This is a genomic window from Alteromonas sp. W12, assembly GCF_001924945.1.
Lineage (GTDB): Bacteria > Pseudomonadota > Gammaproteobacteria > Enterobacterales > Alteromonadaceae > Alteromonas > Alteromonas macleodii.
This window is the reverse complement of sequence record NZ_LQXH01000001.1, coordinates 138,133-162,706: the sequence shown is the minus strand read 5'-3', so window position 1 is coordinate 162,706 and position 24,574 is coordinate 138,133. Positions and strand designations below refer to the sequence as shown.

20 protein-coding genes are annotated in these 24,574 nt (G+C 44.8%); 8 read left to right on the top strand and 12 right to left on the bottom strand.

Annotated elements, in window-relative coordinates; all coding sequences use genetic code 11:
- Nucleotides 1-101: 101 nt before the first annotated feature.
- A complete protein-coding gene (locus AWH61_RS00685; protein WP_014948276.1) occupies nt 102-938 on the bottom strand; it encodes an HDOD domain-containing protein in 837 nt (278 codons plus the stop codon).
- Between the two features lie 449 nt (nt 939-1,387).
- Between AWH61_RS00685 and AWH61_RS00680 the strand changes: the two genes are divergently transcribed.
- Nucleotides 1,388-3,082, top strand: a complete 1,695-nt coding sequence (locus tag AWH61_RS00680; RefSeq protein WP_075175975.1) for a dipeptidyl-peptidase 3 family protein — start codon at nt 1,388-1,390, stop codon at nt 3,080-3,082.
- A gap of 82 nt (nt 3,083-3,164) precedes the next feature.
- Here AWH61_RS00680 and AWH61_RS00675 read toward each other — a convergent pair whose 3' ends face one another.
- The 4 genes from AWH61_RS00675 to folB form a co-directional block, all read right to left on the bottom strand.
- Nucleotides 3,165-3,536: a histidine triad nucleotide-binding protein gene (locus AWH61_RS00675; protein ID WP_014948274.1), complete on the bottom strand. Its 372-nt coding sequence runs from the start codon at nt 3,534-3,536 to the stop codon at nt 3,165-3,167.
- 176 nt (nt 3,537-3,712) lie between these two features.
- Nucleotides 3,713-4,513: an undecaprenyl-diphosphate phosphatase gene (locus tag AWH61_RS00670; protein WP_075175974.1), complete on the bottom strand. Its 801-nt coding sequence runs from the start codon at nt 4,511-4,513 to the stop codon at nt 3,713-3,715.
- Between the two features lie 8 nt (nt 4,514-4,521).
- On the bottom strand, nt 4,522-5,016 hold the full coding sequence (folK, locus tag AWH61_RS00665; protein WP_014948272.1) for a 2-amino-4-hydroxy-6-hydroxymethyldihydropteridine diphosphokinase: 495 nt from the start codon (nt 5,014-5,016) through the stop codon (nt 4,522-4,524).
- Nucleotides 5,016-5,369 (bottom strand): dihydroneopterin aldolase, encoded by a 354-nt coding sequence (gene folB / locus AWH61_RS00660; RefSeq protein WP_014948271.1) that lies wholly within the window; start codon nt 5,367-5,369, stop codon nt 5,016-5,018. The genes folK and folB overlap by 1 nt, the downstream gene beginning before the upstream one ends.
- Before the next feature lie 281 nt (nt 5,370-5,650).
- On the opposite strand from folB, the gene plsY reads away from it, so the two are divergent.
- Nucleotides 5,651-6,253 (top strand): glycerol-3-phosphate 1-O-acyltransferase PlsY, encoded by a 603-nt coding sequence (plsY, locus tag AWH61_RS00655; protein WP_014948270.1) that lies wholly within the window; start codon nt 5,651-5,653, stop codon nt 6,251-6,253.
- Here plsY and AWH61_RS00650 read toward each other — a convergent pair.
- Nucleotides 6,243-7,559 (bottom strand): alkaline phosphatase family protein, encoded by a 1,317-nt coding sequence (locus tag AWH61_RS00650; RefSeq protein ID WP_075175973.1) that lies wholly within the window; start codon nt 7,557-7,559, stop codon nt 6,243-6,245. The two genes, plsY and AWH61_RS00650, sit on opposite strands and share 11 nt — an antisense overlap.
- A gap of 192 nt (nt 7,560-7,751) precedes the next feature.
- On the bottom strand, nt 7,752-8,777 hold the full coding sequence (tsaD, locus tag AWH61_RS00645; RefSeq protein WP_039224515.1) for a tRNA (adenosine(37)-N6)-threonylcarbamoyltransferase complex transferase subunit TsaD: 1,026 nt from the start codon (nt 8,775-8,777) through the stop codon (nt 7,752-7,754).
- A gap of 520 nt (nt 8,778-9,297) precedes the next feature.
- Between tsaD and rpsU the strand changes: the two genes are divergently transcribed.
- The 4 genes from rpsU (at nt 9,298) to rpoD (ending at nt 14,694) form a co-directional block, all read left to right on the top strand.
- Nucleotides 9,298-9,513 (top strand): 30S ribosomal protein S21, encoded by a 216-nt coding sequence (gene rpsU, locus AWH61_RS00640; protein ID WP_012517258.1) that lies wholly within the window; start codon nt 9,298-9,300, stop codon nt 9,511-9,513.
- A 439-nt stretch (nt 9,514-9,952) separates the two neighbouring features.
- On the top strand, nt 9,953-10,399 hold the full coding sequence (locus AWH61_RS00635) for a GatB/YqeY domain-containing protein (RefSeq protein ID WP_012517256.1): 447 nt from the start codon (nt 9,953-9,955) through the stop codon (nt 10,397-10,399).
- 204 nt (nt 10,400-10,603) lie between these two features.
- Entirely contained in the window at nt 10,604-12,382 is a 1,779-nt protein-coding gene (dnaG, locus tag AWH61_RS00630) for a DNA primase (protein WP_049587032.1), read from the top strand.
- Between the two features lie 479 nt (nt 12,383-12,861).
- The gene (gene rpoD, locus AWH61_RS00625; protein WP_014948265.1) at nt 12,862-14,694 is read left to right on the top strand and encodes an RNA polymerase sigma factor RpoD; all 1,833 of its coding nucleotides are present in this window, start codon (nt 12,862-12,864) and stop codon (nt 14,692-14,694) included.
- A 166-nt stretch (nt 14,695-14,860) separates the two neighbouring features.
- Here rpoD and AWH61_RS00620 read toward each other — a convergent pair whose 3' ends face one another.
- The 5 genes from AWH61_RS00620 to AWH61_RS00600 form a co-directional block, all read right to left on the bottom strand.
- Nucleotides 14,861-16,480, bottom strand: coding sequence for a methyl-accepting chemotaxis protein (locus tag AWH61_RS00620; RefSeq protein WP_014948264.1), 1,620 nt, complete (start codon nt 16,478-16,480; stop codon nt 14,861-14,863).
- A gap of 143 nt (nt 16,481-16,623) precedes the next feature.
- The gene (locus AWH61_RS00615) at nt 16,624-17,823 is read right to left on the bottom strand and encodes a hypothetical protein (RefSeq protein WP_014948263.1); all 1,200 of its coding nucleotides are present in this window, start codon (nt 17,821-17,823) and stop codon (nt 16,624-16,626) included.
- Nucleotides 17,824-17,857: 34 nt separating this feature from the next.
- Nucleotides 17,858-18,262: a type 2 periplasmic-binding domain-containing protein gene (locus AWH61_RS00610; RefSeq protein ID WP_014975681.1), complete on the bottom strand. Its 405-nt coding sequence runs from the start codon at nt 18,260-18,262 to the stop codon at nt 17,858-17,860.
- A 531-nt stretch (nt 18,263-18,793) separates the two neighbouring features.
- Nucleotides 18,794-21,901: an efflux RND transporter permease subunit gene (locus AWH61_RS00605; protein WP_075175972.1), complete on the bottom strand. Its 3,108-nt coding sequence runs from the start codon at nt 21,899-21,901 to the stop codon at nt 18,794-18,796.
- A gap of 14 nt (nt 21,902-21,915) precedes the next feature.
- On the bottom strand, nt 21,916-22,965 hold the full coding sequence (locus tag AWH61_RS00600) for an efflux RND transporter periplasmic adaptor subunit (protein WP_014975679.1): 1,050 nt from the start codon (nt 22,963-22,965) through the stop codon (nt 21,916-21,918).
- Nucleotides 22,966-23,192: 227 nt separating this feature from the next.
- Here AWH61_RS00600 and AWH61_RS00595 point away from each other — a divergent pair, with 227 nt between their 5' ends.
- Complete coding sequence (locus AWH61_RS00595; RefSeq protein WP_075175971.1) at nt 23,193-23,738, top strand: NUDIX hydrolase; 546 nt, start codon at nt 23,193-23,195, stop codon at nt 23,736-23,738.
- Nucleotides 23,739-23,803: 65 nt separating this feature from the next.
- The gene (locus AWH61_RS00590; protein ID WP_014948258.1) at nt 23,804-24,571 is read left to right on the top strand and encodes a class II aldolase/adducin family protein; all 768 of its coding nucleotides are present in this window, start codon (nt 23,804-23,806) and stop codon (nt 24,569-24,571) included.
- Nucleotides 24,572-24,574: the final 3 nt, after the last annotated feature.

Here is a 24,574-nt window from a genome sequence, read left to right as displayed (position 1 = left end):
TCATTGTCAGCTTTCCATTTTTCAGCTTTTCATAACGAAAAGGCCGGTACTGAAGTTATGCTTCAGTACCGGCCTTTGCAGTATTTTTTAGTTTAAAACACTTACAAGAAGATCTGCTTCGCTGCGCTTGCAAGCTCTTCAAACTCATCAGAGTGAAGCTCGCCCATATCTTCAACCACACCGCGCTGAATAGCTAAGTTTAAGATCGCATCTTTTTGACTGTCTACCGCACCTGAAACTGCAGCGCCAACACGAACGAAATCAATGTAGGTTAACTCTTCTGGCATGTAGCTTAGGTCTTTCCAATTTTTTGAAACATTAACGAAGGTTTCTCCGAAGCCCCACTCTGTCATAATGCTTGCACCAATACGGCCAGCTAATTTATCGATTGCCACTTCAAGGAATGAAGGGTTCGCAAAGACTTCAGGGTGACGCTCAGCCTCGGTCAAAATAGGCAGAACACCAATGTTGTGAACCAGTGCCGCTAGTGTCATGGTATCCATGCTCATTTCACGCTTTTTGGTACGCGCTATGTAAAGCTGAAGCACCGCCATAGAGTTAGCCACGATATTAACTGTATTTGCCCACTCTTGTTGTAAATAGCGTGCAACTACATCGTTTTTAGAGACGAATAATTGCTCCATAGCGAGTGCAGTAGAGATGTTTTTAATTTGGCGTAAACCAATTCGTGTAACCGCTTGGCTGATAGAAGTAACTTTTACGCTACGTCCCATATAAGCACTGTTCGCAATTTTGATCATTCTTGCGCTAAGTGATGGATCTTGACCAATCACATCACCCATCGCGTTTAAGTTAATATCGGGATCGTCTGCCGCTTTGCGGACTTTCAATGCAATAGCAGGAAGCGTGGGAAGCACGAGTGTGTCATTGTTAATTTTTTCAACCAAAATGGTTGAAAGCGCGTTCTGTGTAGACATATTTCTACCCTTAGAAAGTTCCAAATAGCCTCGTGAAGGCGATAGGTTGCTTTACCAGTTAATCATCTCGACCACCAGCAAAACTGATGACTAAAATAGATTCGATGTTTGTGCGTTGCATTCCGTGCGTTAACTTACATAGGCCTCTATGCTTCACGCTAAAATACAAACCGTTTATTGTTTTATTATGGTATTTCTATCACCATACTATAGTAGCTCTTTAGTTTCGACCAACTAAAAAAATACAGTGTCGATGCGAATCATTAGCAACGGCAGAACCACCAGAGCTTTTTTTAAAGTATAGTCAACTGGTAGCAAACCACTATTGATATTAAACAAATATTTTTCATACTTTTGTATTAAATCAAAAGCATAGCTATAGTGAGCTATCTATTCACCGCCCCGCATACTGTAAATCAATGCGGTTAAACCACACGGTAAGAGTCATTATGAGAAAAACAATTACAACTTATTCTCCTATTGCAGCTGCAGTAGCGGGTTTATTTATGCTGACCGCGTGCAGCAAAAGCGCCGATACAACACCAACTCAAACAGCAAAGCCTGAAACCGCTTCCGAGCAAACCTTACTTGTTGATGAGTCTCGCTTGTCTATTTATCACGGCGTAGATCTTACCAGCGATTTGTCACACCTTAGTGACAATCAACAGAAAATGCTTTCACTGTTAATTGATGCATCGAAAATCATGGACGACTTGTTCTGGAAACAAGCGTTCTTTGAAGATAAAGATGCATTTCTTTCGTCAATTAGTGACGAAAAAGTTCGCCACTTTGCAGCGATAAACTATGGACCTTGGGATCGCTTAAATGGCGATACACCTTTTTTAAGTGGCTATGAAGACAAAGCGCTGGGCGCTGAGTTCTACCCCCATGATATGGAAAAAGAGGAATTTGCCACGGCAGATTTTGGCGACAAACAAGGCCTTTATTCCATGGTGAAGCGCGATGAAGCGGGCAACCTTTATTCGGTGCCTTATTCTGAAGCCTTTAAAAGTGAATTAATGAAGGCGTCTGACTTACTTAAAAAAGCGTCAGAGCTTGCTGAAGATGAAAGCTTTAAACAATATTTGCAGCTGCGTTCTGAAGCCCTACTATCAAACGACTACCTGGCTTCTGACATGGCGTGGATGGATATGAAAACCAACCCTGTTGAGCTGGTTATCGGTCCTATTGAAAGCTACGAAGATCAACTCTTTGGCTATCGCGCAGCGTTTGAAGCCTATGTACTCATTAAAGATTTAGCATGGAGTGAAAAGCTAGCTAAATACGCGGCCTTCTTACCTGAATTACAGCAAGGCCTTCCGGTTGCTGAGGCATATAAAGCGGAAATGCCAGGTTCTGATGCAGACCTTAACGCTTATGATGTTATTTATTATGCGGGCCACTCTAATGCTGGCAGTAAGACCATTGCAATTAACTTGCCCAATGACGAGCGAGTACAGCTAGAAAAAGGTACCCGCCGTCTGCAGCTTAAAAACGCAATGCGTGCAAAGTTCGATACTATTTTGGTGCCTATTGCGGATACGTTAATTGTACCAGAGCAACGTGAACACATTACGTTTGACGCCTTTTTCGCGAACACCATGTTTCATGAAGTGGCACACGGTTTAGGGATTAAGAATACTCTAGATGGATCAGGGACTGTGCGCGGAGCACTTAAAGAGCATGCGTCGGCTCTTGAAGAAGGCAAAGCGGATATTCTAGGTTTGTACATGGTACAAAGTCTTCTTGAAAAAGGTGAAATCACTGAAGGTACACTAGAAGATTATTACGTTACCTTTATGGCTGGCATTTTCCGTTCTGTGCGCTTCGGCGCAAGCTCTGCACACGGAAAAGCGAACATGATCCGCTTTAACTTCTTTGCCCAGCAAGGCGCCTTCGAGAAAACAGAAGACGGCATGTATCGCGTAAATATGGAGAAGATGGGCGCCGCAGTAGAAGCACTATCTGAACTAATCCTTACATTACAAGGTGATGGCGATTACGATGGCGTAGCGAAGCTAGTAGAAACTATGGGTGTAATTAAACCCGATCTTGCTTCAGATTTAGCGCGCCTAGAGGCAGCGAGCATTCCAGTTGATATTCACTTCAACCAAGGTAAGAAAGTACTGGGGCTTGCTAACTAAGTAAGTACTGTACTCATAAAATAAAAATGCCGCCCTGAGATAACTATCAAGGGCGGCATTTTTGTATTCCTATCTTTCCACGCTACTCTACGTGTTGCTTCATATTTTCAGTGTAAGGAGGCCAGCCTAGCGGTTTGCCTGCCAACACGTGAAGGTGAATGTGATATACCGTTTGACCACCGTATTCATTACAGTTCATTACCGTACGAAAGCCTTGGTCAGCAAACCCTTGCTCCTTTGCAATTTTTGCTGCAACAAATGACAAGTGCCCCACCACTTCGCGATCTTCTTCGGCTATATCATTTACCGTTGCAATTTGCTTTTTCGGAATAACCAGAAAGTGAGTCGGTGCCTGAGGGTTTATATCTTTAAACGCCAGCGCCAATTCATCTTCGTACAATATGTCCGCTGGAATTTCCTTGCTGATGATTTTGTCAAATATTGTTTCTGCCATATCTCACTTCCCTTACCAATTAGGTGATTACCAATTATGTTAGCGGTGTTAAAACATTTGCCTGCGAACATAATTAAAAATTAAGTGCTGTTGTGCGGCGCTGGGGCACATTCTCATGCGAATACCCCCCTCATACGAAGACCCCTCATACGAAGAATAGCGCCCTTTTTCTTTACTTAAGCGAAAACAAACCACAGTAGTATTAAGCCCAACGCCAAGCGATAGATAACAAAAGGCAGCATGCCGATACGCGATATCCAGCTTAGGAATAAATAGATACAAAGGTAGGCGCTTACGAATGAAAACGCCGCGCCATAAAGCAGCGCATACCAGTCTACCGCTTCGTTGGCATTAAGCAGGTCGAGAGTGGCCAAAAGCCCCGCGCCTAAAATAACTGGAATAGACAGCAAAAAGGAAAAGCGTGCACACGCTTCGCGCTTAAGGCCTAACATCAAACCTGCGGTCATCGTAATACCTGAGCGAGATGTACCAGGAATGAGTGCCAATACTTGGGCTAACCCGATATAGATGGCTTGCTTAAGTGTCAGTCCTTCTAGCTCTTGTTCGCGTTTTGCAGTGGCATCGGCGTACCATAGCAGCAAACCAAAAATAATAGTGGTACCTGCTATTACCAGCGCCGTACGTGCGTTTTCTTCTATCCAGCCTTTCATTAAAAAGCCAATAATAACCGCTGGAATAGTTGCCACAATAACGTACCAAGCAAGCTTACTGTCGGTAGATTGTTGCTTGCTAAACCCTTGTGTTACCCAAGCTACGGTCATCTGAGCGATTTCTTGACGAAAATAGATCATAACCGCAAGCAGGCTTCCCACATGAACGGCGACATCAAACGCTAAGCCCTGACTTACCCAACCAAAAAGTTCAGCGGGCAACAACAAGTGTCCAGAGCTGCTGATAGGAAGAAATTCAGTAACGCCCTGAATAATTGCTAAAATAATAATTTCAAAAAGTGTCATTCCTTTGCTTAACTCCAAGTAAAGTCAATCGGCCATAATTGCTGTTTCTGTTTATCAAAGTTTTGCCACATTTTGGCATAGGTTTCTTGCGTTTCAGGGTGAATGTCGTTGGGAACAAGTTCAGCTAACGGCCAAAGCACAAACGCGTTGTAGCAAATCTCTTCGCGAGGTAAAACCACAGGGGTTGTGGTCACCTTACTATCATAGGTAAGCAAGTCGAGATCAAGGGTTCTTGCACAGAATTTTTTGTCTGTATGCACCCTGCCATTGTCTTTTTCAATGGCTTTAAGAATTGCGCACACTTCCTCAATACTTTTTGACGTCGTCGCCCGAGCAGCGGCGTTATAAAAAGGGCTTCCATTGAAGCCCACCGCTTCGCTCTCATAGACCGAAGACACTGCGACATCTGAGAAGTGCTGTTTCAGGGCAACTAAAGATTGCTTGGTGTAATGCTCACGTTCAATATTAGAGCCAATGCTGATTAAGATGGTGTGTTGTGACATTAATTGCGCTCTTTACGCATTTCAACAGCAACCGTTTGCGCATTGGGAAGGATATTAGGCTTAACAATTTTAAGCGTTATTGACGCAACGGTGAAATTATCAAGAACGGCGTCCATCACTTTATTACCTAGAGCTTCAAGTAGCTCAAATGTGCTTTCTTTGCCTACTTCTACAATACACTCTGCCACTTTTGCATAGTCTACAGTGTCTGCAACATCGTCGCTTTGCATCGCAGCGCTTAAATCAACATCAAGTGTTACATCAAGAAGTAGCTGGGTGGTTCTTACTCGCTCCCAATCATAAACACCAATCAGGGTGTCTACTTCAAGCCCTGTTATATAAATTTTTCCCATGGAATTTTTCATCTTGTACTGTTATCAAACCAGTTTTTCGCCGTTTTTATTGGTCCTACTACTGGTCTTACTACTGCGCTTTCACCCACATATTGCTGGTAAACGGTGGTATATCGCGTTTGGATGGAGTAGCTTTACGCTTGTGTGGCACAACTATACCGCTGTATGACAACTGGGAGCAACCAAGGTTTCACAATTTAATGCGACTAAAGCCCATTGAACTTGCACACACCAAATTTAACGTAATAAAAGGCAATATTTTTAATAATTAGAATGACAAAATGATTTCGCTAACTCTTTTGATGATCGCTGTTGCCTATCTTTTCGGTTCACTTTCAAGTGCTGTGGTTATAAGCCAGCTGTTTGGTTTACCAGACCCACGAACCGCCGGCTCTAAAAACCCAGGTGCTACCAATGTGTATCGACTGGGCGGTCGTGTTCCAGCACTCCTCGTGCTTGTCATGGACATACTAAAAGGCACTATTCCCGTTTACGGCAGTTACTTTCTGGGCATAGAGCCAATCATGTTAGGCGTCATTGCTATTTTCGCGTGCTTGGGGCATATCTTTCCGCTCTATTTTGGTTTCAAAGGTGGAAAAGCCGTCGCCACTGCGTTTGGCGCTATGCTCCCTATAGGCCTCGATTTAGCAGGTTTGCTTATTTTGAGTTGGGTAGTAGTGGTGTTTCTTACGGGCTATTCTTCATTAGGCGCGCTTATCGCAGTATCTCTTGCGCCGTTATTTACATTTTTGATTAAGCCTTTATATACCGTGCCCGTGGCAATGCTTTCGCTGCTTATCATTCTACGCCACAAAGACAACATTGCCCGTCTTTTAGCGGGCAATGAAAGTAAAGTATGGGATAAGGGAAAAGTTAAAGAGTAAGCGCCTTTTCCAGCACATCTAACTTACCATCTATCGGCGTAACCGGCGCAATGCCAAGTATTTTGGCCAACGCAGGATAAACCTCCAGGTTGCTAAACACAGGTAGGGTGGTATTCGTTTTAAACGCAGGTCCCACTGCTACAAACGTCGCCCCCATATCAGGCAGCGTGTTCATGTAGCCATGCCCACCTTTACTAATATGCATGCTGTTGGCGTTTTTAAAGCGTGCTGGCGGGGCTATCTCAATAATAATATCGCCGGTTCTATTTCCCACTTCCATATGTCGCTCAGCGCGCTGGGTATCGTTAAGCACAATGTAACGGTTTTCGGCTATATGGGTAAGACGCTCTGTTTCTTCGATGATTTGTTTATCGTTCACGCCCACTTTGGCGTAAAGATGAACTTGCGCTCCCTCATTTTCAATAATGAAGCTATCAGGTATAGATAAAGACTCAACTTCTATAAGCTGACTTTCATCAATGGGTGTCATGCCGTGATCCGACACCACTACCAAGTTTACCGGAAAATCTAATGCGTTAATGCGTTCATAAAGTTGACCAATAAGCGCATCCACTTCCTGCACCGCATCATTGGTTTTGTCGGCAAAAGGTCCTTCATCATGTCCAACCGAATCGGTAAGCGAGAAATAACCCGCAATAAAGCGAGGGCGCGACACCTCAGGCAGTTTCAACCAAGTTATAATTTGATCTACCCGCTGCTGGTAATCGGCGTATTTAGAGTAGTGATAGAAGTAGCTAGGCAAGGTACCTGATATGCGTGAATCAGACTCTGGCCAGAAGAAGGTAGCTGCCTTCATGCCATGATATTCCACTAAGTTCCATAGCGGCGTTGCCGTAATCCACGTGCTGTCCATGCCGCCGTAACCCAGCTTGTACTGCGCGTAGCCTTCTTTCGTTGGGCGAGACTTATCAAAAAATCGATTGTTCACGATGCCGTGGTGTTTCGGTAATAACCCAGTGATAAGTGAAATATGGTTGGGAAAGGTATTTGAAGGATAAACAGGGGTCATAGACGACGCTCTTACCCCTTTCTTTGCAATAGCACCAAGGTGTTGCGCGTTGTGTAATTCGATATAGTCGTGGCGAAATCCATCAAGAGAAATGAGCACGACATACTGATCTTGCTGCTCTTGCTTCAGGCCTTTTACAAAGTCATTCAAGGGTGCTTTGCTTGATGCAAATGCATTGGACGCAGTGAGCGCTGCAAAGGTAAGCGAAATAAATAACGACAATGCTAAATAGAATAGCGGTGCATTTTGTTTTGTTCCGTCTGTTGCTAAGCGCATGGTGTTTAACGTCCTTACTCAATGTTCATTTCAGTAAAACAAAAGGCAATGGAATGCGCTCCCATTGCCTTTTATTTATGCTTTTTTGTTTTACCTGCTTGCTATGCTCAATATTTCCCCAGTGAACTTAGGGAAGACATAGTAGCGTTTACAACGAGGTGTGGCGCCTAATTACCGGTTTTTTATGAATACCTAAATCGCCGATAAAGTATCAAGAGGCCAGCGCGGCTTGGCTTGTGAAGACAAGGCCAAGGTTTCCCCAGCTTTCAAACGCTGCATGCCCGCATAGGCAATCATGGCACCATTGTCTGTACAATACGCTAAGCTAGGATAAAACACCTCACCTTTTAGCTCTTGCATCAGGGCTTTCATCTCACTGCGCAACATTGTATTTGCACTTACGCCGCCAGCAATAACCAAACGCTTCATACCAGTCTGCTTTAATGCTCGCTTACATTTTATAATAAGCGTATCAACGACGGCTTCTTGAAACGCGTAGGCAATATTCGCTTTTATTTGCTCAGCATCACCACCAGTTAGGTCAGCATCGCGAATGGTGTTCGCCGCAAAGGTCTTTAAACCACTGAAACTGAAATCTAGTCCTGGTCTGTCGGTCATCGGGCGAGGAAACTTATAGTGTCCCGCTTCTCCCTTTTCAGCCAATCTTGCTAAAAGAGGGCCGCCTGGGTAATCAAGGCCAAGTAACTTGGCGGTTTTATCAAAGGCTTCACCAGCGGCATCATCAATAGACTCACCAAGTACTTCATATTGACCAATGCCTTCGACTTTAACTAGCATTGAGTGGCCACCTGAAACCAATAAAGCAACGAAAGGAAATTCAGGAGCGTCGTCTTCAAGCATAGGCGCTAATAAATGCCCTTCCATATGATGAACGCCCACTGCTGGCACATTCCACGCGTAGGCCAATGAACGCCCGACAGACGAACCCACTAACAATGCGCCCACTAAACCGGGGCCTTGGGTAAAAGCAACGCCGTCGATCTCTGATGGTTGGGTGTTAGCGTCTTCCATAGCCTTTTCAATTAAAGGAATGATCTTTCTCACGTGGTCCCGTGACGCAAGTTCAGGCACAACACCACCGTAGTCTGCGTGCAGCTTTACTTGGCTATATAGTTCGTGCGACAGCAACCCTTTTTCATCGTCGTAAACGGCGATGCCAGTTTCGTCACAAGATGTTTCTATTCCTAAAATACGCATGGGGAGTAACCCTTTTACTACTAACTTCAATGCTTCGTTTTTGGATTTGCTGTCGTCTTTTTATCACAACACGTGTTCACACAATTGTTGAGAGCCATAATGACTAAGCAAATATCAAAAACTGAGAAAATAATTCTGGCGATCTGATGCGATCATCTTTATGATCCCGCCGCGATCATAACACTACCCTAGTCAGGATCATCTGATTCCACACTTTTGATCACCATTTTTCAAAAGGGAATTAAGCAAGAGAACATTCTGAAAAGGGCGCTTATACAAGCCGAGTTAAACAACACGGTGCTTAACGAGCGCAGAGTTTACCTTTAATCCTGCATTCATGGAATGCCAGTGAACAGGTAAATGAACGGTAAATGCACAATATTGGCTATTTTTTGGCAATTCATCCTTTACTTTCTCTGTAGATATGATTAGAATTTCGCACCATTTTTAACCCGGGTGGCCTTTTTAGCGCACAATTTTACCCGGATTTACACAGTAAAAGTTTTGAGGTGAGTGTTTAATGCCTATCGTTAAAGTTAGAGAAAACGAGCCGTTTGATGTGGCGCTGCGTCGTTTTAAGCGTTCTTGTGAAAAAGCAGGTGTTCTTTCTGAAGTTCGTCGTCGTGAATTCTTCGAAAAGCCAACTTGGGAACGCAAGCGCAAGAAAGCTGCCGCTAAGAAGCGTCATCTTAAGAAGCTAGCTCGTGAAAACGCACGTCGCGTAAAACTCTACTAATATAGGGTTAAGTAACGAGTCTGAAAGGTGTTGCAATTGCAGCACCTTTCGCGTTTCTGGGCCTCTATTTTTTGGCCTTATTCTTATCGACTCCATTTTTTCCTTTTCAAATGGTTGCATTTGATTTTCAACCTGGGGCTTAATAATACCAGTCCGCATAGATGATTATCCACTCAGCGAGATTTAAAATGTTCGTAATCGCGGCGTGTTACCGCAGGTATAGTGGTTCTACATCAAGGTGACACAACAAAGAGTACGGACATTTTAAACTCGCCCTTCGGGAAGGTCTGGCAAGCTTCCTAGCTTCATTCTGGGAATTTGAAAGGGGACACATTCCTGCATTCCCACGCTTCGCTAGGAAACTTGCCAGCGCCTTCTGAGTGGGCAATGATCTATGCGGATTGGTATAAACTCTACTAATAAAAAATCAGGAAACATCATGGCACTAATTGATGATTTAAAAGCTGCGCAAAAAGATGCGATGCGTGCAAAAGAAAAAGTACGTCTTGGTACTATTCGTATGGCAATGGCTGCCATTAAACAAAAAGAAATCGATGAGCAAATTACGCTAGACGACAGTGCAATCTTAGCGGTACTAACCAAAATGGTTAAGCAGCGCCAAGACGCCGCCGCGCAATACGACGCAGCCAATCGCGACGACCTAGCTAGCAAAGAGCGTGAAGAAATCACTTACATTGAAGATTTCTTACCTCAGCCTTTGACTGACGATGAGCTAAATGCACTTATCGACGAAACCATGGCTGCGACCGGAGCATCGGGTATGCAGGATATGGGTAAAGTCATGGGCGCCTTGAAACCTAAGGTTCAAGGCCGCACCGACATGGGTGCTTTGAGTGCAAAAATTAAGGCGCGTTTGAACGCTTAAACTCTGCCCTTTCGTAAAAGAGAAGCGTGTAGAAGGTGTGCATTGTCACACCTTCATTGTTCTCATTTTTACACTTCCCTGTTAAAGTAGATTACTGTTTTCATAATGTTGTAGCCTGTCGCTTGAAGCGCAGTTACGACTTGTGCTTTTCTCATTCTTTTTGAACTGAATCTTTTTTAACTAACCCTTTTTGAAAGTACCCTCATGGCTGGAAAGATACCTCGCGATTTTATAGACGACCTGCTGTCACGTACCGATGTGGTAGAAGTGGTAGATAGCCGAGTTAAACTTAAAAAAGCAGGTAAAAACTACCAAGCGTGCTGCCCTTTTCATAACGAAAAGTCGCCATCTTTCACTGTTAGTCAAGACAAACAGTTTTACCACTGTTTCGGCTGTGGCGCTCACGGTAACGCTATCTCGTTTATTATGGAATTCGACCGCTTAGAATTTGTCGAGGCGATAGAAGAGCTAGCGCGCTATCACGGGCTTGAAGTCCCCCGTGAAAAGGGCAGCCGCCCTGCCATGAGCGAAGAGAAAAAGCAGCAACAGCAAGACGATTACGCAGTAATGGAGCAAGTTGCACGCTTTTTCCAGCATCAGTTACGCCAAAATGGTAATAGCAAAAAAGCCATAGACTATTTGAAAAACCGAGGGTTAAGCGGCGATATCGTTAAGCAATGGGAAATTGGCTACGCGCCAGACAGTTGGGACGCGTTGCTAAATACCTTTGGCAAAGATCCACAGCGCATCAAGCAACTGGTCGATTTAAAACTGGTCAATAAAAACGACCAAGGGCGTACTTACGACTTCTTCCGCGACCGCATTATGTTTCCTATCAGGGACAAACGAGGTCGTGTGGTGGGTTTCGGCGGCCGAGTATTAGATGACGGCGGCCCTAAATACTTAAACTCGCCAGAAACCCGCATTTTCCACAAAGGCAGTGAGCTCTTTGGCTTTTATTCTGCCAGACAAAAAAATCGTAGCCTGGATACCGTCGTTATTGTAGAAGGCTATATGGACGTAGTGGCGCTCAGTCAATTCGACATTAATATTGCTACCGCTGCGTTGGGCACAGCTACCACACCTGAACATATTCAAATGCTGGTTCGCGCTACGTCTCACATTGTATGCTGTTATGACGGTGACCGCGCAGGGCGTGAAGCTGCATGGCGCGCGTTAGAAAACGCCTTGCCCGCGTTAAAAGACGGCGTGCGTATTTCGTTTTTATTCTTACCCGACGGCGAGGATCCTGACACTATGGTGCGTCAGGTGGGGAAAGATGCGTTTATGGAAATGCTAGATGACGCTATGCCGTTATCCCGCTTCTTCTTTGAAAACTTATTAAAGACGCACAATGTGGGCACGCCAGAAGGTAAAATTGCCCTTAAGAAAGCGGCAATGCCGCTTATCGAAAGCACATTAGGTGATGATCAAAAGCAAATGCTGCTGGAAGAACTAGCCAAGCACACTGGCGAGTTCGATCGGTTTAAACTTCAGCAAGATATCACCAAAGCCAATCAAGGTTCGAAGCAAGCTTATTCTCCGAATCGCAATCAAGTAAACAAGCCTAAACTATCACCGCTTCGCATGCTGATACGCTTGCTGCTTGATAAACCTGAATTAGCCACACTATGTGAAGACGTTCAAATTGATATTTTTGCGGGCAGCAACGCTGCTGGCATGGATTTATTACGCGATGTGCATCGCTATTGCGTGAGTCACCCTCAAGCAAAAACCGCGCAGCTTGTTGAAAATTTCCGCGACCATCCCCATTCTTCTACTATCGCGAAATTATTGTTACAAGAACACTTGGTTAAAGACGAGGATGCTGAACGGGTTTACAACGACAGCTTCGCTCGCTTACTGGACGGGCATTTCGATAGCCGCATTGAAACCTTAATTTCACGCTCGCGGGTTCAGCCGCTGACACAGGCGGAAAAACAGGAATTGAACCTGCTTATGAGGGAAAGACAGAAGAGTTAACCTTGGGCAAACTGACCTAGAGGTTAGCCTGTTCTTCTGTAGGCTTTTGCATAAGGCTTTTTTTAAACGCTTATGTTAGTGAGATTGAGTTAACGAGATTATTCTAGCAAGAATACGCGCTGTAAGTATGCGCTGTTTTATAGCTTAAAAACACTGGCTAAAAAATCGGCCATCAATCTGGTAAAACCACCGTTTATTCTGCTATACTGGCTAATTCGCTGTGGGCACAGATAAACGTGTCTCATTCACTATAAAGTGAACAAAAATACAGCAGCACGAGTAGCAAAGATATAGCCGAACATAACGGGCAGATCCGAACCCGAGCAGATGTGCATCGCAACATAATGGTTTAGACCAGCGTGGCATCGAGCATTAACGGCCTTGATACAAAAGCAGTACTACAGCAGAACGGAGAACATACCTAGACGTATGTTGTCTTTTCTATTGCAAACTAATTGAATGTGAGAAGTGTAGGTTATATGGCGCAAAGCAAGCAGTCTCAGATTAAACTCCTGATTGCAAAAGGTAAAGAGCAAGGTTACTTAACCTTTGCAGAAGTAAACGACCACCTGCCGCAAGATATTGTCGATTCTGATCAAATCGAAGACATAATCCGCATGATTAACGACATGGGAATTCAAGTTTCTGAATCAGCTCCTGATGCAGACGAACTTCTCATGCAAGAAGCGAATGCTGATGAAGATGCTGCAGAAGCGGCAGCTCAGGCACTAGCTACTGTAGAAAGTGAAATTGGCCGTACGACTGACCCAGTTCGCATGTACATGCGTGAAATGGGTACGGTTGAACTTCTTACTCGTGAAGGCGAAATTGAAATCGCTAAACGAATTGAAGATGGTATCAACCAGGTACAATGTTCAGTTGCTGAATACCCAGAAGCTATCACTTATCTATTAGACCAGTGGGATCTTTACGAAGCAGAAGAAATTCGCTTGAGCGACATCATCTCTGGCTTTGTTGATCCTAACGATGAGCAAGACCTTGCTCCAACGGCTACTCACGTTGGTTCTGAATTATCTGAAGAAGAGTTAGATGATGAAGACGACGATGAAGATGATGACGATAGCGACGAAGACGATAGCGGTGTTGACCCAGAGTTAGCCCGTGAGCGTTTCACTGAGCTTCGTGAGCAATACCTTAAAACTCGTGAAGTTATCGAGAAGAAAGGCCGTGCTCATGCTGACTCTCGCACGCAAATCAATGCATTAAGCGATGTTTTCAAAGAATTCCGCCTAGTTCCAAAACAGTTCGATCGTATGGTTAAGAACATGCGTGAGATGATGGACAAAGTGCGTATTCAAGAGCGTCTAGTAATGAAGTTCTGCGTGGTTAACGCAAAAATGCCGAAGAAAGACTTCATCAAAGCATTTGCGGGCAACGAAACGTCTAATGCATGGTTACATGAAGCAGTTAAATCAGGTGCACCATACGCCGCTGATCTTGCTGTAAATCAGGAAGAAATTGAGCGCTGTATTAGCAAGATGAACCAAGTTGAACAGGAAACTGGCTTGGTGATCGCAGATATCAAAGACATCAACCGTCGCATGTCAATCGGTGAAGCGAAAGCACGCCGCGCGAAGAAAGAAATGGTTGAAGCTAACTTACGTCTTGTTATCTCAATTGCTAAGAAGTACACCAACCGTGGTCTTCAATTCCTAGACCTTATTCAAGAAGGTAACATTGGTCTAATGAAGGCGGTGGATAAGTTCGAATACCGTCGTGGTTATAAGTTCTCAACTTATGCAACGTGGTGGATTCGTCAGGCGATTACTCGCTCTATTGCTGACCAGGCGCGTACTATCCGTATCCCTGTTCACATGATTGAGACGATCAACAAGCTTAACCGTATCTCTCGTCAAATGCTTCAGGAAATGGGTCGTGAGCCTACTCCTGAAGAGTTGTCAGAGCGCATGTTAATGCCTGAAGACAAAATTCGTAAGGTACTTAAAATTGCTAAAGAGCCAATCTCGATGGAAACCCCTATCGGTGATGATGAAGATTCACATCTTGGCGACTTTATCGAGGACAGCACGATTATTCAGCCCCTCGACTCAGCAACTGGCGGTAGCTTGAAAGATGCAACGCAGGAAGTATTAGCAGGCCTGACCGCCCGTGAAGCAAAAGTACTTCGTATGCGCTTCGGTATCGACATGAATACTGACCACACCCTTGAAGAAGTAGGCAAGCAGTTTGACGTAACCCGTGAGCGTATTCGTCAAATTGAAGCGAAAGCACTTCGCAAACTTCGCCACCCTAGCCGTTCTGAGCAGCTACGCAGCTTCTTAGACGAATAGAAAAAGCATTGCTTTGACTAAAAATCCCCAGCCTTGGCTGGGGATTTTTTTATGCCTTCGTTTTATCCTAATTCCGCTTAACGCTAGTAACAATGACTTTTGAAATGTAATTGGCGCCTACAAAAAAGCCTCCTTGCGGAGGCCCTAAATAGCATTTGATAAGGTGTTATACTCTAAATTGCTTCGCAATTGACTCAAGGTGCTGCGCCAGGTCAGCAAGCTCATTACACATGCTGCCTAATTCACCTGAACGGCTCGCCGTTTGCTCGGTACGCTCATGAATTTCATCAACGTGACGAACTATGTCAACCGCTACAGTGCGCTGGTCTTCGGTATTGTGCGCAATTTGCTCGTTCATTTGATTGATGCGCCCAATAGTACTGGTAATGGTTTCTAGACTGCTTCCCGCTTTATTAGCCGTCTCTACACTGCTAGTTGCTTGTTCAGTACCACGAGACATTACCTCTACCGCTGAGTGAGCAGCATTTTGAAGCTGTTCAATAGTACTTTGAATTTCTTCCGTAGACTGCTGTGTGCGCGATGCTAGCGTTCTTACTTCATCAGCTACCACTGCAAAGCCTCGACCTTGTTCACCCGCCCTTGCAGCCTCGATAGCGGCGTTAAGTGCCAATAAGTTAGTTTGCTCTGCAATGCCTTTAATCACATCTAGCACCGAGCCAACTTTATTAGAGTCAGACTCTAGACGAGCTATAACGTCAGCGGTTTCGCGTACGTTCTCAGCAAGCTGCTGAATACTGGTAACGGTTTGCTGTACGATTTGACGTCCTTCACTGGCCGCTGTTGTCGCTTCGTTAGCGTCGCTTGCCGCCTGCGCTGCGCTATGTGCAACACCGTCAACAGAGCCACTCATCGTATCTACCGCACGCTTAGCATTGGTTGCAGACTTTTGCTGTACATCAATGGTGCGCTGGGTTTCTTCCGTTACACCGCGTAAGTTCTGCGCTAGGTTTGATAGCGGTAAACTCGCTTCTACCACATCACGCACTACGCCTTGAAGTTTGTCCATGAATTGGTTGAACCAATACACCAACTCGCCAATTTCATCTTCGCTTTTGGTTTCTATGCGAACCGTTAGGTCACCATTTTCTTGAGCAATATCTTTAAGGGAACGAACCACGTCATCAATACTTTGCTTAATGCCGCGAACAATAGGTACCGCTGTTCCAAACAGCAATATAGTCACAACCACGGCTAAAATGACGCCTGTGCTAATTAACGAGGTATTGGCACTGTCTGTGTTTTTAAATGCTTCTTCAAATGCCGCCTGTTGAGCATCACGAAATTGAGACATCGCAGCGATGGCACCATCGTATGACTGATTCATTTGGGCTGAGAGTTCGCCTAAACGACTGAAGTCGGCAGTGCCGTTGACCATAGACTGTGATACGTCGTAGGCAACATTGAAATAATTATCAAAGCCTGAGGAGATGCGGGAAATTTCACTACGAAACTCAGGGCTAATAGAAGCAATTTGGTTTAAGCCGCTTTTTGCTTCTTCGGCGAGCTCTTGCGCCATAGTAAGGGTGTCTTGATCACCAGTGGTCACTGCGCTCGCAAGGGTATCGCGAACCTTTTGCATATCAACTAAGGTCGATGCTGATAGTTGAAGGGCAGGAAATTGAACTTTCTGAACTTTTTCTAGCGTTGCACCATTATTGAGTGCGGTATAGACAGTGATAAGCAAGTAAATAATAAAACTTAGCGCTGCGATCCCCGGTATGAGGAAAATCTTTGTCGCAATTGGCATTTTTTTTAGAAAGTTCATCAGCTATCCCACTGTTTTTTATAATTGCTTAACTACGTTTCAGTTTTACCTGAAAAAACATCATAACTAATTTATCTACCCAATAGCTAAAATCTTTAATGAAATTATGGCCTCGCACCAAAATGCAAGGCCATAACGAGTAGTTAGAACGTATAGTTTACGCCTACTTTGAGCAGTGTTGCATCATTTAGATCGTTTAGATCATCTGAATACCAAGTTACGTCAGTTTTAAGTGCAAAACCTGGCTCAACGTCGTAACGAAGACCAACAGTAACTGCAGATACATCTAGCTCCTGTTGAGCAGCAATACCTGCCGCAGTTTGGTAAATACCCGGCGAGCCATTTGCGCCGTTCCACGTAGCATCAACCACGGCATCACCTGTCGCAATCGTAGCAGGCAATGCAGCAATTAAACCTAGCTGAGTACCATTATCCGCTTCTTCAACTTCGTAAGTAATATGTGGTGTAAACTTGCCAAAGCGCATACCCGCCGTAACGTACCATGCTTTATTATCGGCAATAACAGAACCATCAACTTCTGTTTGGGTAAATTCTGCACCCACAAACCAATCGTACTTATCGATATCAACAGCAACTTCAAAGAAGGTACCTGTATCTTCGTTAACACTCAGGCCTTCAGCGGCTAAAGACGCCGCAGGAATAAAGGCACCATATTGATTTAAACCACCAACAAATGTGTCAAAGTCAGCATTCGCAGCACTTGTTTTACCACGTGCTAGCAAAGTACGCGCACTGAACCAATCACGTGTTGCTTCAAATGAAACAGCGACCACGTTTTCCAACTCTAACGCAGCAGGCGTTCCTGAAATGGTGGTATCAGCCTCAACACGACCAACGGTAAACTGCGCACCATATTCCCAGTCACCTGAGTAGTTCATGTAGTCAACACGAACACCGTCAATGTTGTTGAAGTCAATGCCGTATACAGCATCTGGTGGTGTTAGCCAGTGATACGAGTAACCGATATCTAATGACGCAGAGTACTTAAATAAAGGCATACGAAGACGGCCTGCACTGATGTTGAAGTTGTTGTTCAACATATAGGTCATGTACGCCCATTCAAAATCGGCGTCGTAATCTTCACTACCACGGCCAACCAGCTGGGCGGTCGCAGAGAGCTTATCGCTAACATCACCACGAACCTGAAGGCCAAATACACTTGCAGGGTCGAAGTTAAAGTCGCTGTCGTAATCGTACACTGACTCGTCATCGTCTAGTGTCATACCACCAATAAGGTTTGCAAAGCCGTTGATTTGAATATCAGCCAGTGCCGGAGTAGCTAACAGGCCAGCCATAGATAAGATAGCAAGTTTGGTTTTCATGCGTGTTCCTTAAATTCTTTGTATAAACGGTCAGTTAAAAGGTAGCGACTACTCGTACGCTGTCGTTAACAGCGCCTGCGTCGACGTAACCAATTGCGCCAGGGTTTCCTGCTACTGCAGATACAACTTCTGCATCGCTACCCAGAGCTTTTGGTGGTTGACCTTTACCGGTAAATACTAGTTTTGACCAAAACGCAGTTAATTGTGCTGCGGTTTTGTTTAATACCTTGCCGTTAAATTCATCAGTGGCAGATTGGCCATCAGCTAACGCAACTGGCTCGGCTTGCGTACCGCTTGGAAACGCCTTTGCTTTATTTAGAAATAAACGGCTAATACTATCTTTATCGAGGGTGTCAGCGTTACTTGGATGAACAATAACTGCTACATCGGCAAAAGCTACGTTACAGCACAATCCTGCTGCAAGTATCCATTTCTTCATGATATGTCCTCTAGAGTCTGTTGAATGCTTGCTCTTCGCTTTTAACTTTCTTGCTAACCCGTTTGCACGGAAAGTGGAGCTTTTAAACGGCTTGAGACAAACATGTGCGTGTGTGCTCATACTCATACAACGGGGTAAGTATTGGTCACAATTGCCATATTCGCCAATTTGAGCGTGAAAATTTTAGCGTTTAAAAATTAATGACTTATACAAGCGTTTGATTTTGGCGCGAAGTGTAGATGAAGTTGTAAGTTAAGCAACTATACAAATGTCTAATACATACCTTTATGCATTATGGCTACAAATAAGAATTTATGATGAGAACAATAAAAAGCAAATTATTTCATCTTATTCAGTAGGTTAAGGGATTTCACCACAAAACGTTTAGTGATAAGCGCTGATATTTACGTATATAAAAACATACGCAAAAGATAATCCTTACAGCCCCTTCCTGTATATTTTTGAATCAGCCCTTGTTGAGCATGTATTGAAGAAAATAAAGGATAAGCGGGGCTTGTACCCCGCTAATGGTTACGATTCGCCTTTTTTATAAGGGATCGTCTGCTCCAGCTTCTCTATCTCCATTGTTCGTTGAAGTGGAGAACCGGTGTTTCTTGCCAGCCAACTATAAGCGGTGGGAACAACATAAAGTGTCATGAAGGCAGAAACGAGAACACCAGAGAAAATGACCATACCTATAACCATTCTGCTTTCTGCTCCTGGTCCAGACGCGAGTACAAGTGGTAAGGAGCTAAATACCGTAGTGAAGCCCGTCATTACGATAGGACGTAGGCGCTGCGCGGCTGCGCGTTTAAGCGCATATTCAAACTCCATACCGGCATCCCGTAGTTGGTTTGCAAACTCGACAATAAGAATACCGTTTTTTGCGGCAAGTCCAATTAGCATAACCAAACCGATTTGACTGTATATATTGATTGTCATATCGCTAAAGAATAGCCCGATATAGGCTCCAACAAGCGCCAACGGCACGGTCAGCATGATGACTAACGGGTGCACCCAGCTTTCAAATTGCGCAGCCAATATTAAATAAGTGACAGCGAGTGCCAGCATAAATACATATACAAATGAATTACCCGCTTCCTGATACAGCTGTGACTCGCCTTTGTAATCTATTGATACATTGTCAGGCAGTTCTGTACTTACAATGTTTTCTAAATATTCAAGTGCCTGCCCTAGCGTATAACCGTCCGCCAAGTTGGCAGAAATAGTGACAGCACGCATTCTGTTGTAGCGATTTAACTGTGCTGACGTGGCTTGCTCTTCAAACGTGAGTAAATTGTCCATAGGAATGAGCTCGCCAGTACGGGATGAACGCACGTACAAATTTTCTATGCTGTTAGGGCTTCGAAAATCTTCCTCTATACCTTCCATGATGACATCGTATTCTTCGCCCCTATCAAGAAATGTTGAAACCCTACGCTGACCCAGCATCACTTCCAGTGTGCCACCAATATCACTAATTGATACCCCAAGATCAGCTGCCCTGTCGCGGTTAATATTCACCAATAGCTGTGGTGAGGTTTCTTTATAATCGGAGTCTAGGCGAATGAGCCTTGGGTTCTGCGCTGCCTTTTGTAGAACAATGTCTCGCCATTCAACCAGATTTTCGTAGGTATCGCCTTGTAAGACGAACTGAACAGGACGACCGAGGCCTCCTCCGGAAATCCCGCTGCGCATGATGGCAAAAGCACGAACGTCAGGCACGCTGTTAAGTTTGGCGCTGATTTCATCCATGAGCAAAAATGTACTGAAATCTCGCTCATCCCAGTCTGCAGACCCCACAATTGCGATACCCGCATTACCGCCGAAACCAGGTGTTCTAACCAAAAGGCGATTAATTTTCCCACTCTCGCGGTAAGGCATTAAGATACTTTCAATCTTTTCGAGATTCTTTGCGTTACTTTCGAAACTAGCCCCTTCCTGCGCGTTCATCAAAATGAAGAAATTACCTCTGTCTTCTTTGGGAACGAACTCGCTAGGCACTTTTTCAGAAAGCTGTACCAATGCAACGATAGCAATAGCAAGCATAAGCAGCATCAGAATGGGCTGATGCAACGTTTTACCTAGCGTATTGAAGTAGCCGTTCTCAAGTTTAGAGAACTGCTTGTCCATCCAACTTCCAAAGCCAGACGACCGCGTTCTTTTTTTAAGAATTTTCGACGCCATCATGGGCGACAACGTAAGTGCGGTAAAGCTTGAAAACGCTACCGCAGCAGCTATGGCCAATGCGAACTCCGTAAATAGCCTTCCAATGTTGCCCTCAAGGAAAACCAACGGTACAAACACAGAGATAAGCACCAGCGTTGTTGCAATAACCGCAAACCCAACTTCTTTAGCGCCGCGGTAGGCGGCCAAAATAGGTGGTTCGCCCATTTCTATGCGTCGGTAGATGTTCTCAAGCACAACTATGGCGTCATCCACCACCAAACCGATGGCTAGCACCATAGCAAGCAGGGTAAGAAGGTTGATCGAAAACCCCAGTGCATACATCACGATAAAAGCGGCAATAATAGAAACGGGTACGGTAACTGCCGGAATCAACGTGGCGCGAATATTACCTAGGAAAAGGTAAATAACGATCACCACCATTAGCATCGCTATACCTAAAGTCTCATATACTTCATCAATCGACGCCTCAATAAATACCGAAGAATCATAGCTGGGTACAATAAAAATATTATCAGGAAGGGTGGCTTCTATTCTTTCAATTTGCGCTTTCGCTGCACGGGCAACGTCTAAGGTGTTGGCTTTGGACTGCTTAATAATACCGAGTCCAATCATATTGACGCCATCACCACGAAACTCGGTTTCGTCATCTTCTGCGGTTAATTCAACATGGGCTATTTCGCCAAGCCGCACAAGATAGCCGTTGTCGCCTATCGCAACTGTCAGCGCGGCAAAGTCGTCAGGCGTAAGAAAGGTTCGCGCAACCCGTACTTCAAAGTTACGGTCAGTACTTTCCACTTCCCCCGCCGGCAATTCCACATTCTCGGCGCGAATGACTTGCTCTACATCGTTTACCGTAATACCTCTTGCCGCCATTGCATTGCGGTCTAAGAACACTTTCATGGCATAGCGCCTGCCTCCCCCAATTTGAACTCGGGCGACACCATCGACAATTGAAAGCCTATCCACTAATACGCGCTCGGCGTAGTCAGTTAACTCCATGGTATTTAGGTTTGTGCTTCGTAGGTTGTACCATACCACGGCGCTTTCATCGGAATTTGCTTTAGACACCTCAGGAGGATCAGCTTGGTCAGGCAAGTTATTGAGTGCGCGACTTACTCGCTCGCGCACGTCATTCGCGGCAGCATCAATATCACGAGAGAGCTTAAATTCAATGGTAATGTCTGAGCGACCATTACGAGAGGTCGAGGTAACGTTTTTTATCCCCTCAATACCCGATATTCTATCTTCTAATAGCTGGGTGATCCGAGTCTCAACAATATTAGCCGATGCCCCTGTGTAGGTCGTACTCACCGAGACAATCGGTGGGTCGATATCAGGGTATTCACGCAAACTCAACATGGTAAAAGCGACAATACCGAAAATGATCAGCAGTAAATTAATAACCGTTGCGAAAACAGGGCGCTTTACAGAAACGTCTGACAATAACATGACGATATGCTCCCTTAGCGGTTTAACACATTAACCGGAGATTGGTCGCGTACCCGAAGCGTGCCTTCGGTAATGACCTCATCGCCTTCGTTTAACCCACTAACAATTTGCACCAGCCCGGGACGACGCTCACCAATTACCACTTCGGTTTGATGTGCAACGTTATCTTTAACGACATACACATACTGCTTGTCTTGAACGGGAACCAGCGCCTTTTCCGGCAATACCAAAGTATTCAGCACGCGCTTTTCAACAATTACGGTAAGCAGCATACCGGGGCGCAGACGATTATCTTGGTTATCTATCGTCGCACGTACCCGAATAGAGCGGCTAATCGGGTCGAGTCGTGTGTCAATGTTAGAGATTTTCCCTGTAAACTCTTCTCCGGGGTAAGCCACCGAGGATGCACTTAATGCCTGCCCTTTAGCCACGCTTGCAAGATGGTTTTCAGCGATACTGAAATCGACCTTAATTAGACTGATGTCATCTAAAGTAGTGATAGTGTCACCAGGTTGCACCAAAGAGCCGATACTGATTTCGCGATTACCTAATAGTCCACTAAATGGCGCGCGTATCTGCAAGTCATTTAGCTGAGCTAGCGCAATATCTAGCTGAGCTTGTAAGGCTTTAACCCGTGCTTGCTGCTCGTCAAGAAGTTGTTCAGAGGTAGCGTTTGACTGACGCAAGTCAGAAATTCGCGTGAACTGGCGTTTGGCCTCATCAATATTCGCCTTAAGTTCCTCTACCCTGGCGCGTTCTTCCGTATTGTTTAGCTGAACCAGTAACTCGCCTTCGGTGGCTTTATCGCCGTCTTCAAAATTAATCGTTTTTACGGTATCGGTGACTTGTGCGGTAATATTCACCGACTCATTGGCGGTAGCAGTACCTAATGACTCAATCGTAATTGGGAATGCCTGTGATGATACCAAGGCTGTTTTTACCGGCGTCGCCCGCACGCTACTATTACTCGCGCTCTCTTCTTCGGGCATATTCAAATACACTACAACACCTGCAAGTAGCACTACGCCAAGCAACAAAGGCGATAAAGATAATCGTGAAGACATAACCTTTCCTATAGGTAAAAAAGTATCCCATCACGTATTTTTCAAAACGTTTAGGATACTCAAGTACACAAAATCCGCTTACGATTCTTCGCAAGCGCCGCTATACGTTAAGATTGTGTACTGCGTTATTATTGTTAGTTGTGTTATTTTTGCGTAGAGTCTGTCATTTAATATTGATTATTTTTAAAACAATCACAAACAGCTTCTAGAGTATTTTACCCAAATCGATGGTCATCTTATTTCGCTTATCAGCTATATTCGCTGTTTTAACGCTTTTCGCATGTTCACAGTCTTCACCCAACGCGCCGGTTTGTCGCGTTTCCGATAGGCTTTTATCTCAAAAAAACCAAGTTGGAGAAAACAGTCCAGCCCCTTTGATTGCTGCCGCGTGCCTAGTCAAAACAAATAACAAGGTACTGTTAGTAGAACACCGTCTTTCAGGTAAATTGGATTTTCCTGGTGGAGGGTTGCTTGAACATGAGTCGGTCGCCTGTACTGCACACAGAGAAACGTGGGAAGAAACTGGGTTCAATGTTGAAGTTACCCAATATTTATCCACCACACCTAATGGATTGGCTATATTTGGTTGTGATTTAGATGCTGGTATTGAGACCCTTCCAGACGCCTTCGATGCGCCTCCTTGGGCCAAATTAGAGATAAAAAAACTCGTAAAAGCCGACCCCTTTACCCTTAACCACGACGCAATGCGTTTCGCTGACGATCTTATTCCCTTGCGCGATGGCTATACCCAATTCGATATAACGCAGCACTGACAAAGCATTGTTCATTGTTGCGGGTATTGGTAAATTGTCACCATGAAAAGAATAGGAGAAGTGGCTTGTTTTCACTGCCAACCTTAAGCCTTAAAGGCAAAGTATCTGAACAAGAATGGCAAACTCGTGTCGATTTAGCAGCATGCTATCGGTTAGTGGCAGATATGCGATGGGGCGACCTTATTTACACGCATATCTCAGCGAAGGTACCGGGCACTGATCATTACTTGGTTAACGCCTTTGGCCTGACGTTTGACGAGGTTACCGCCTCTAACCTGGTTAAGGTCGATTTAGAGGGTAACATCCTTGACGATACACCTTACGGCATAAACCCCGCTGGCTTCACCATTCACAGTGCTATCCACGAAGTGCGCCACGATGCCCAATGCGTTATTCACCTGCATACACTAGCCACAATCTCAGTCGCATCTGTCAAAGGCGGGCTTAAGCCCTGGAGCCAGTATTCAATGTTTTCGCTACCTTCACTTTCTTATCACAGCTACGAAGGTTTAGCCGTTGATGATAGTGAAAAGAAACGTTTGCAGGACGATCTTGGCGACACTAATCACATGCTTTTGCCTAATCACGGCGGTCTAACCCTTGGCCCCACCGTTGGCGACGCCTTTATGCGCTTTTATGATTTGCAGCGTGCGTGCGAAATTCAGCTTGCCCTGATGCAGTCTAATGAAGAGGTTATCGAGATACCGCAAAGCATTATTGATGGCATATACGCACAGGCTAATGTGGTTCACAGCGGCGAAACAGGCGGCCAAAAAGCATGGCCTGCCATGCTTCGCAAAGCTTACAAACTAGACCCGGGCTTCTGCGAATAATTT

Coding starts and splice junctions, on each gene's coding strand:
- AWH61_RS00620 (WP_014948264.1), bottom strand. CDS start 16,480: ATGAACTTTCTAAAAAAAATGCCAATTGCGACAAAGATTTTCCTCATA.
- AWH61_RS00605 (WP_075175972.1), bottom strand. CDS start 21,901: ATGTTATTGTCAGACGTTTCTGTAAAGCGCCCTGTTTTCGCAACGGTT.
- tsaD (WP_039224515.1), bottom strand. CDS start 8,777: ATGCGTATTTTAGGAATAGAAACATCTTGTGACGAAACTGGCATCGCC.
- rpoD (WP_014948265.1), top strand. CDS start 12,862: ATGGCGCAAAGCAAGCAGTCTCAGATTAAACTCCTGATTGCAAAAGGT.
- AWH61_RS00615 (WP_014948263.1), bottom strand. CDS start 17,823: ATGAAAACCAAACTTGCTATCTTATCTATGGCTGGCCTGTTAGCTACT.
- folK (WP_014948272.1), bottom strand. CDS start 5,016: ATGTCACAACACACCATCTTAATCAGCATTGGCTCTAATATTGAACGT.
- plsY (WP_014948270.1), top strand. CDS start 5,651: ATGATTTCGCTAACTCTTTTGATGATCGCTGTTGCCTATCTTTTCGGT.
- AWH61_RS00600 (WP_014975679.1), bottom strand. CDS start 22,965: ATGTCTTCACGATTATCTTTATCGCCTTTGTTGCTTGGCGTAGTGCTA.
- dnaG (WP_049587032.1), top strand. CDS start 10,604: ATGGCTGGAAAGATACCTCGCGATTTTATAGACGACCTGCTGTCACGT.
- AWH61_RS00680 (WP_075175975.1), top strand. CDS start 1,388: ATGAGAAAAACAATTACAACTTATTCTCCTATTGCAGCTGCAGTAGCG.
- AWH61_RS00670 (WP_075175974.1), bottom strand. CDS start 4,513: ATGACACTTTTTGAAATTATTATTTTAGCAATTATTCAGGGCGTTACT.
- rpsU (WP_012517258.1), top strand. CDS start 9,298: ATGCCTATCGTTAAAGTTAGAGAAAACGAGCCGTTTGATGTGGCGCTG.
- AWH61_RS00675 (WP_014948274.1), bottom strand. CDS start 3,536: ATGGCAGAAACAATATTTGACAAAATCATCAGCAAGGAAATTCCAGCG.
- folB (WP_014948271.1), bottom strand. CDS start 5,369: ATGGGAAAAATTTATATAACAGGGCTTGAAGTAGACACCCTGATTGGT.
- AWH61_RS00635 (WP_012517256.1), top strand. CDS start 9,953: ATGGCACTAATTGATGATTTAAAAGCTGCGCAAAAAGATGCGATGCGT.
- AWH61_RS00650 (WP_075175973.1), bottom strand. CDS start 7,559: ATGCGCTTAGCAACAGACGGAACAAAACAAAATGCACCGCTATTCTAT.
- AWH61_RS00610 (WP_014975681.1), bottom strand. CDS start 18,262: ATGAAGAAATGGATACTTGCAGCAGGATTGTGCTGTAACGTAGCTTTT.
- AWH61_RS00595 (WP_075175971.1), top strand. CDS start 23,193: ATGGTCATCTTATTTCGCTTATCAGCTATATTCGCTGTTTTAACGCTT.
- AWH61_RS00685 (WP_014948276.1), bottom strand. CDS start 938: ATGTCTACACAGAACGCGCTTTCAACCATTTTGGTTGAAAAAATTAAC.